Annotated in this window: 7 protein-coding genes and 1 pseudogene; 4 read left to right on the top strand and 4 right to left on the bottom strand. The window is 65.5% G+C overall.

From position 1 onward, the window contains the following. Positions 1-370, bottom strand: a 370-nt coding sequence (locus RMO40_RS21175; RefSeq protein WP_309725540.1) for an amidohydrolase family protein, incomplete at its 3' end; no start/stop codon positions are given. A gap of 160 nt (positions 371-530) precedes the next feature. Between RMO40_RS21175 and RMO40_RS21180 the strand changes: the two genes are divergently transcribed. Continuing rightward, positions 531-1,388 (top strand): helix-turn-helix domain-containing protein, encoded by an 858-nt coding sequence (locus RMO40_RS21180; protein WP_309725541.1) that lies wholly within the window; start codon positions 531-533, stop codon positions 1,386-1,388. A 184-nt stretch (positions 1,389-1,572) separates the two neighbouring features. Beyond that, the gene (locus tag RMO40_RS21185) at positions 1,573-2,448 is read left to right on the top strand and encodes a poly(ethylene terephthalate) hydrolase (RefSeq protein WP_309725543.1); all 876 of its coding nucleotides are present in this window, start codon (positions 1,573-1,575) and stop codon (positions 2,446-2,448) included. Positions 2,449-2,560: 112 nt separating this feature from the next. On the opposite strand, the gene RMO40_RS21190 is transcribed toward RMO40_RS21185, so the two are convergent. Further along, positions 2,561-3,523, bottom strand: coding sequence for a lipase secretion chaperone (locus RMO40_RS21190; protein WP_309725547.1), 963 nt, complete (start codon positions 3,521-3,523; stop codon positions 2,561-2,563). Between the two features lie 88 nt (positions 3,524-3,611). Here RMO40_RS21190 and RMO40_RS21195 point away from each other — a divergent pair, with 88 nt between their 5' ends. Continuing rightward, positions 3,612-4,472 carry a helix-turn-helix domain-containing protein gene (locus RMO40_RS21195; protein WP_309725549.1) on the top strand — a complete coding sequence of 287 codons (861 nt, stop codon included), beginning with the start codon at positions 3,612-3,614 and terminating at the stop codon, positions 4,470-4,472. Here RMO40_RS21195 and RMO40_RS21200 read toward each other — a convergent pair. After that, on the bottom strand, positions 4,457-5,206 hold the full coding sequence (locus RMO40_RS21200) for a lipase secretion chaperone (RefSeq protein ID WP_309725551.1): 750 nt from the start codon (positions 5,204-5,206) through the stop codon (positions 4,457-4,459). The two genes, RMO40_RS21195 and RMO40_RS21200, sit on opposite strands and share 16 nt — an antisense overlap. Before the next feature lie 290 nt (positions 5,207-5,496). Between RMO40_RS21200 and RMO40_RS21205 the strand changes: the two genes are divergently transcribed. Continuing rightward, positions 5,497-6,366 (top strand): poly(ethylene terephthalate) hydrolase, encoded by an 870-nt coding sequence (locus RMO40_RS21205; RefSeq protein WP_309725553.1) that lies wholly within the window; start codon positions 5,497-5,499, stop codon positions 6,364-6,366. Positions 6,367-6,423: 57 nt separating this feature from the next. On the opposite strand, the pseudogene RMO40_RS21210 reads toward RMO40_RS21205, so the two are convergent. Further along, positions 6,424-7,245 (bottom strand): annotated as a pseudogene (locus tag RMO40_RS21210) (hypothetical protein); the annotation flags it as partial.

Here is a 7,245-nt window from a genome sequence, read left to right on the forward strand (position 1 = left end):
TGGCGTAGGTCTTGCGCAAATCGGTGACGCCCGCGTCGCTGTTGGTGGTGGCGCCGGCGGGGTAGAGCTTGAGGGCCACCACACCGGCATCCTTGGCGCGCTTGATCTCGTCCGGAGGCAGGTTGTCGGTCAGGTAGAGCGTCATCAGCGGCTCGAAGCTCACCCCTTTCGGGACGGCCGCGCGAATGCGCTCGCGGTACGCCAAGGCTTGCGCTGTGGTGGTCACCGGCGGCTTGAGATTGGGCATGATGATCGCGCGGCCGAACTGGCGGGCGGTGTCGGGCACCACGGCGGCCAGGGCAGCACCGTCGCGCACATGCAGGTGCCAGTCGTCGGGGCGGATCAGGGTCACGGTTGAGGTCGCAGTCATGACCGGATTCTCGCAGCCCCGACATGCAACGAAGCGTGAGAGCAGGACACGCCAAATGAGTCGCTTCTTGCGCCATAAAACCCTTGCTCAGGGTTTTCTGTCTTGCCGCTGAAACAGCACGCCGCAATCATGCGCCTCCGCTCAAGCGAAGGAGGCTCTCATGACCCCATCGACCTCGGCCGGTGCCCACGTGCGTGCGGAGTACAAGCGCAAGCCAGAGTTGCGCGACAACTCCTATGTGATGGGTCACCACGGCTTCGTCTACACCAGTTACCGCGTGGCCAGCGCATTGACGACACGGCACCCGGCCGTGCTGCTCTTGAGCGCCAACTACCAGCCCTTCGAATTTGCACTCGAGGCCGGCCCGACATTGCAAACCAATGCGGTGGTCGTCGCGCCGCGCACAACCCGCAGCCTGGATGCGAGTGGCGTGCCTTTGCTCAGCTTCAACATCATGCCCTCGCACAGCGCGTTTCATTTCTTTCGCGCGCTGCAACGACCGGGTGTGCTCGAGTTGAACCGGCATGCGTTCAGCCACCTGGACGCAAGCTTCGACGAGCTGCTCAGAGGGTCGGGGCGCATCACCGATGCCGCAGACACCTTCGAACACGCGATCGCCGAAGCGGTGCGGCAGATGCCGCCGGCTTCGCCGCCCGATCCCAAGGCGATGGAGCTGATTCGTTTGATTGAAGCCCGGCCCGAACTCACCCTGGAACAACTCGCACGCGAGACGGGGCGGTCGCACCAAGCCATGTCGCGCGTGTTCTCGGCCGCCGTCGGCATGTCTTTGCGCGACTACCACGGGTGGCTGCGACAGCGCCGCATGTTTGGCCTGCTGTGTTCCAACCGCTCATTGACCGACGTGGCGCAAACCGCGGGCTTCGAGGATTCATCGCAGTTCTCGCGAACCTTTCAGCGCTGGTACGGGCAAAGCCCGTCGTTCAGCCGCAACCCGAAATTTGTGCGCGTGCTGGGGCCCGGCGACGAGGCGCACGATGACTCACCCGCCGAACCGTGAACCCGCCCCGCCCGAGGCGCAATCCTTAGCACAAATGGCGCGCCATCGCTAGATTCGAGCCGCAGGTGGAAATCGCCAATGAACAAAAGCAGACGCGGGCACAAAGATGCACGACCCGCCGCGATACCGCGCACCACAAGCGCGGATCCCCGGGCCCGTCAGCAATGCAACATTGGAGACACACATGAAGTTCACATTGGGAATCACCCGTTTCGCCCACACCGCGATGGTCGCGGGCTCGCTGCTGCTGTCCGCAGCCGCCTTTGCGCAATCCAACCCGTATGCCCGTGGGCCGGACCCCACCACCGCCGCCCTCGAGGCCAGCCGCGGCCCCCTCGCTTTCAGTTCGTTCAGCGTGACCCGCCCGAACGGCTACGGCGCTGGCACGGTGTACTACCCCACCAATGCCGGTGGCACGGTCGGCGCCATCGCCATCGTGCCGGGCTTCCTGGCCCGTCAATCGAGCATCAACTGGTGGGGCCCACGCCTGGCCTCGCATGGCTTCGTGGTGATCACGATCGACACCCGCTCGAGCTTCGATCAGCCCGCCAGCCGCGCCACGCAGCAGATGGCCGCCTTGCGCCAAGTGGCCGCCCTCGCGGGCACCAGCAGCAGCCCGCTCTACCGCAAAGTCGACACCGCACGCCTGGGCGTGATGGGTTGGTCCATGGGCGGCGGCGGCACACTGCTGGCAGCCAGAGACAACCCCACCCTCAAGGCCGCGGCGCCCCAAGCCCCATGGAACAGCTCGACCACGAACTTCTCGTCGGTGACCGTTCCGACCTTGATCCTGGCTTGCGAGAGTGACAGCACGGCACCTGTGAACCGCCACGCTGAACCGTTCTACACGAGCATGACCCGCAACTCCAAGCAGTACCTCGAGATCAACAACGGCTCGCATTCGTGCGCCAACGGTGGCAGCAACACCGGCCTGCTGGGCAAGAAGGGTGTGGCCTGGATGAAGCGCTTCATGGACGAGGACACGCGCTACACGCCATTCGCCTGCGCCAACCCGAACAGCTCGGCCGTCTCAGACTTTCGCACCGCCAACTGTTCTTGACGGCCAGGGGCAGCTTGGCTGCCCACTGATGTCAAGAATCATCGGGCCAGGGCTTCCCTGGCCCGTTTTTCATGGGCGACGCAGGGCAAAGACCAGGCCGCGTTGAAACCGCTCAAGCACCGGAGGCCGGGGTCGCCGGCTCGGGCACGTACCTGGGGATCAGCGCCTTCTCCTCCGGGGGGAGCTTGGCGCGCAGCGCATCGAGGCGCTGGTTCTTTTGCTCGGGAGTGAGCGTTGCGTCCTGCTGAACGAACATCGCCTCCATCGTGATGCGTGCGTAGCCGTCGTAGGGCCCGAACAGCGCGTTGGCGGTGGCATCGTCGAAATAGCGGCGGCGCACGGCGTCCATCTGGTCGAAAAAGGTCATCGATTCCTCCAGACTGTTGGGAATGCCCTTGGGCAGCATCTCGTCGCGCACGTCTTTGGTGTAGCCGCGGTAGTCGCGAACGAGCTTCAGCGCCTTCTCAGCGTCTTCCTTGGGCAGGCCTTCTCGCAAGGTGCGCTCCAGCCGGGCGAGGTCTTTCTCGGACAGCTCCTCCGGCATGGAGTTCAAAAGGGCTTCGATGGACGCGCGGGTGTCGCGGTCGATCACCAGCCCTCCGGCAAACCCCAGCTCGAACAGGCGCGCCGCGCTGAGCGTGGCGCCCATCGCATCCGCCACCGTGACCGCCCAGGGCTCCGCACCCGACGCGACCGAGGCAGCGCTTCGGGCACCAGCGCCTGCTGCCGTGGCTGCCGACGACGAGGCAGGCGTTTGTTCTGCCTGAGACGGGGAGCGCATCAACAGGTACACCACCAAACCAACGGCCACCGTGCCAACCAACAGCACCAGCCACGAACGCTTCAGCATTTCGACCATGAGTTTCAGAGGGATCGCGAGGGGGCTTGAGCATAGTCGGCATCGCGTGGCGCGGCCCTGACGGCGACGGGGACATCGACGCGCGGCCAGACGCCGGTGTACGAGTCGCGCGCGTAACACAAAAGCTCCGCCGCGGCTTGAACCCGAACGTAGCTGGAAAGCGCTAAGCAGCGCGACACGCTGCACCCGCGCGGCGCCGCGGTCGCCGTCGGCCAAGCCGGACCACGGGGTTCCCTGGCTTGTTATTGCACGATCGTGCAGCGAATATGGTGACTCCTGTGCACGCCTGTTTCAGGCCACGCCCATGCCCCGACCTCCCGACCCCGTGACACCGGCCGTCTCCGGCCCGGCTGAATCGCCACCCGGCGTGGTGCGCGACTGCTCCTACGTGCTGGGGTACTACGGCTTTGTGTACACCGGCCACCAGCTTTCCAGCAGCATGACGGTGCGGCACTCGGCGGTGCTGCTGCTGAGCGCCGACTACACGCCCTTCCAGGTCAGCCTGCGTGGCGGCAAGACCGTCGTTGCCCAGGCCATGGTGGTGCCGCCGCTGGTGGCGCGCGGCCTCGCGGCTGACGGGGTGCCGCTGCTGAGCTTCAACATCTTTCCCTCGCACCGGGCCTTCCACATCTTCTGCGCCATGCACCACCCCGGCGCAGTGGCGCTCGATCGCCACGCCTTCAACCAGTTGGATCTCATGCTCGACGCCATGGTCAAGGGCGACGCGTCGTTCACGCAGGCCGAAGAGGTGTTCGAGCTGGCCGTCGCCGAAGCCACGCGCCAGCTGCCACCGGCGCCTGCGCCCGACCCGGAGGCGCTCGGCCTGATCCGCCTGCTCGATCAGAACCCCAAGCTCAGCCTGGACGAGCTGGCTCGCCTGTTTGGCCGCTCCAACGCGGCGATGTCGCGCCTGTTTTCTCAGGTGGTGGGCATGTCGCTGCGCGATTACCAGAGCTGGCAGCGGCAGCGCCGCATGTACGACCTGCTGTACACCCCACGCTCGCTCACCGACGTGGCCTACGGCGCGGGGTTTTCCGACTCGCCGCAGTTTTCACGCACCTTTTCGCGCTGGTACGGCAGGAGCCCGTCGTTCAGCCGCGACCCGAAGTTCGTGCGGATTGTCCTGCGCGACGGTGAGGCCGCACCCCGTCAAGACGCGGGCTGAGACGCTGCGGGCGGCGCCCCGTCTAGCGGAATCAACGACTTCTGGTCGGCCGGCAACTGGGCGCGCAAGGCATCGAGCTGCGCCTTTTTCTGCTCGTCGGTGAGGGTGATGTCTTGCTGCACGAACATGGCCTCCATGCTCAGGCGCGCGTAGAGGTCGGCCTGGCCGAACAAGGCGTTGGCGGTGGCTTCGTCGAAGTACCGGCGCTTCACTGCTTCCATCTGGTCGAAGAACGCCCGCGCTTCCTGCATGTTGCCGGGGATGCCCTTGGGTTGCATCTCATCGCGAATGTCTTGGGTGTAGCTGCGGTAGTCGGTGATCAGCTTGAAGGCTTTTTCGGCGTCTTCCTTGGGCAGGCCTTCGCGCAGCGTGCGCTCCAGGCGCGCGAGATCGGCGTCGGACAGGTCTTCGGGCATGGAGTTGAGCAGCGCTTCGATGGAGGCCCGGGTGTCCTTGTCGATCACCAGGCCGCCGGCAAACCCCAGCTCGAACAGGCGCGACGCGTCCATCGTCGCGCCCATCGCGTCGGACACCGTCACCACCCAGGGCGCCGCGCCTCCCGCGCCCGAGGCGGCTGATCCACCCGCCTTCGCCGCCGCCTGCGCCGCGGCGGCCACGGCGTCGGGCGTCTGTTCGGGCTCGTCGGGCGAGCGAAGCAGCCAGTACGCCAGCGCCACCACCCCGACAGCGCCCGCCAGCACCACCCACCATGAACGTTTGAGCATGTCAGCCATGAGCGAAGAAGAGCACCAAAAGAGGCGCGAGCATAGCCCGCGTACACCCGCAGACCCCTGACCCGGCCACCCGGGTTTGCCCCCGACGCCAGGGCGCGATCGCCTGCGCGCCACTCCGCCAGCGCGCGTAGCACAAAACCTCGCCAAAGGCTTGATCCGAAGCGCAGTGGAAAGCGATGATGATAAAAGTGCACGGTGGTTTAAAAATGTCTCCGCCCGCCGCTCCAGCTGCAGTTCAGTTCGAAGCAGAACGGGTTTCACACAGGTTTTCACACTGACAGGAGACAAACATGACCTACAAAGGCATCACCCAGTTCGCCAAGGCTTCGCTGATCGTCGGCACCCTGGTTCTTTCGGCAGCCGCTTCCGCCCAAAACCCGTTTGAGCGCGGCCCCGCACCGACCACAGCGTCACTCGAAGCCAGCCGCGGCCCGTTCGCCACCAGCTCGTTCACCGTGAGCCGCCCGAGCGGCTACGGCGCAGGCACCGTGTACTACCCCACCAACGCCGGCGGCACGGTCGGTGCCATCGCCATCGTGCCGGGTTACACCGCACGCCAGAGCAGCATCAACTGGTGGGGCCCGCGCCTGGCCTCACACGGCTTCGTGGTCATCACCATCGACACCAACTCCACCCTCGACCAGCCTGCCAGCCGTTCGCGCCAGCAGCTGGCCGCGCTGGACCAGGTGGCCACGCTGGCTCGCACCAGCAGCAGCCCGATCTACAACAAGGTCGACACCACGCGCATGGGCGTGATGGGTTGGTCGATGGGCGGCGGCGGCTCGCTGATCTCGGCGGACAACCGCCCTTCGATCAAGGCTGCGGCACCGCAAGCCCCGTGGAACAGCTCGACCAACTTCTCGTCGGTCACCGTGCCCACGCTGATCTTCGCCTGCGAAAACGACTCGATCGCAGCGACCGGCTCACACGCCTCGCCGATGTACAACAGCATGTCGCGCAACCCGAAGCAATACCTGGAGATCAACGGTGGCAGTCACTCCTGCGCCAACAGCGGCAACAGCAACCAGGCCTTGATCGGCAAGAAAGGTGTGGCCTGGATGAAGCGCTTCATGGACAACGACACCCGCTACACGTCGTTTGCCTGCGCCAACCCCAGCAGCACCCGCGTCAGCGATTTCCGCGTTGCTCGTTGCTCGTGATGTGAAATGAAAAAAGGCCGGGCATCTCAGCCCGGCCTTTTGTTGACATACAACGCGTCAGAGCTTGGTCGCCAACCACGTCCCGCTGACTCTGTTGGATGGCTGGGTCCAGGTGCCGGAGGCCGAGGTTGCTGTGAAGCTGCCGCTGAAACTCGCGCCACTGCTCGATCCGCCGCTGGCTGTGAAGCTGGCCACACCGGTCGACGAGACTCGCCCGCTGACCGTGAAGCTGCCGCCGAGGCCGGTGGAAGTGCACGAACCCAAGATGTAGCCAGTGGCATCGATCGACACGGACGTGCACGAGCCGGTGTCACCACCCGCATACGCCGCACCCCAGGTTCCGATGTAGGCCGATGGCGTCGCATCGATCGTCGGCACGGTGATGCCGAGCTGTGAGGCAACGGCTTCAAACGCGATCTTGTTCAGGCGCGTCGTGGTTGTGCTCTGGCCGATCTTGTCCTTCCAGCCGTAGTAGACGACGCCATTGCGCTGCACGAACACTCGGGTGAAGGTTTGCACGTTGGTCGACGCCGGCAGCCCCGAGAAGCTCATGATCGGTGTCACGCCATCGAGTGCTACACCCAGCGCATAGGTGCCGGAGCCTGCTGCCGCACAGTTGCTCATGGCGCCATTGCTGGCGTCGTAGTCGCACAGGTAGTAGCTCGCGGTGGACGACGGGCCGAATGCGACACGCAGCCCCTCGGCCAGGCAAGGGTTGACGGTGCAGCCAGCCGGCGAATGCAGGCGCGCCATCGAGGCGGTGTTGACCGCCGTGGGCAATGCTGGCACAGGATACGCAGCCACCAGCGCTGCGAGCGTCGAGACGCCCGGCACCGAGCCCTCAGAGACACGGTATTGAACCGGCGTCACCGTGCTGGT

The organism is Rhizobacter sp., assembly GCF_031412075.1.
In the GTDB taxonomy this organism is placed as follows: domain Bacteria; phylum Pseudomonadota; class Gammaproteobacteria; order Burkholderiales; family Burkholderiaceae_C; genus Rhizobacter.